The 769-nt window shown below is 62.2% G+C and carries 1 protein-coding gene; it reads right to left on the bottom strand.

Annotated features, from left to right (window positions below; translation table 11 throughout):
- Window positions 1–146: 146 nt before the first annotated feature.
- Window positions 147–617, bottom strand: a complete 471-nt coding sequence (gene tnpA / locus B5F33_RS10745; RefSeq protein ID WP_087411817.1) for an IS200/IS605 family transposase — start codon at window positions 615–617, stop codon at window positions 147–149.
- Between the last annotated feature and the right edge of the window lie 152 nt (window positions 618–769).

The following is a 769-nucleotide window of genomic DNA, read 5'->3' as shown; positions in this document are numbered from 1 at the left end:
AATCAGAACCACCCGCACAGCGGGTGGTTTGCTCTTAGGGTATAACCCTATGGCCCCAGGCCAGGGACTCAAGTCCCTGGCCTGAACTGGCGTTCAGGCCCGATGGCCCCTTGACTCGTGGCGGGCCGGTCAAACCGGCGGCGCGCCTACCTCCCCTGCGGGCCCCTCGCGAAGGGGTCCTCGTACTCCCTGACGCTCAGCCTGTCCTGGGCGATGTCGGCGCGCTCCTGCTCGCGTATGTACTTCGCGATCGTCGCCTCGTTGAGGCCGACGGTGGAGACGTAGTAGCCCTCCGCCCAGAACTTCCTGTTCCCGAACTTGTACTTGAGGTTCGCGTGCCGGTCGAACATGAGCAGCGAGCTCTTCCCCTTCAGGTACCCCATGAAGCTCGATACCGAGATCTTGGGCGGTATGCTGACCAGCATGTGCACGTGGTCCGGCATCAGGTGCCCCTCGATTATCTCCACCCCCTTCCACTGGCAGAGCTGCCTGAGGATCTCCCCCAGGTCCTTGCGGTATTGGTTGTAGACGACCTTCCTCCTATACTTCGGTGTGAACACGATGTGGTACTTGCACAGCCACTTCGTGTGCGCGAGGCTGTTGGCCTTCTGGGCCATGGCAATCACCTTCCCCTCGGGGCCGGCGACCTGAACAATCACCATGCTAGAGGGGAAGGGGCCTCGTTGCATAGCATCTAGTGCCATCCACCCGCACAGCGGGTGGTTTTCTGCGCCGCGCGTGCCGCGCGGCACGGACTAAAGTCCATGAA

Source organism: Collinsella sp. An2 (assembly GCF_002160065.1).
Classification (GTDB): Bacteria; Actinomycetota; Coriobacteriia; order Coriobacteriales; family Coriobacteriaceae; genus Limicola.
This window is presented reverse-complemented; position numbering and strand designations above follow the sequence as displayed.

Bases quoted from the DNA above. Each gene is read 5' to 3' on its own strand.
- tnpA (WP_087411817.1), bottom strand. From the start codon at position 617: ATGGCCCAGAAGGCCAACAGCCTCGCGCACACGAAGTGGCTGTGCAAG.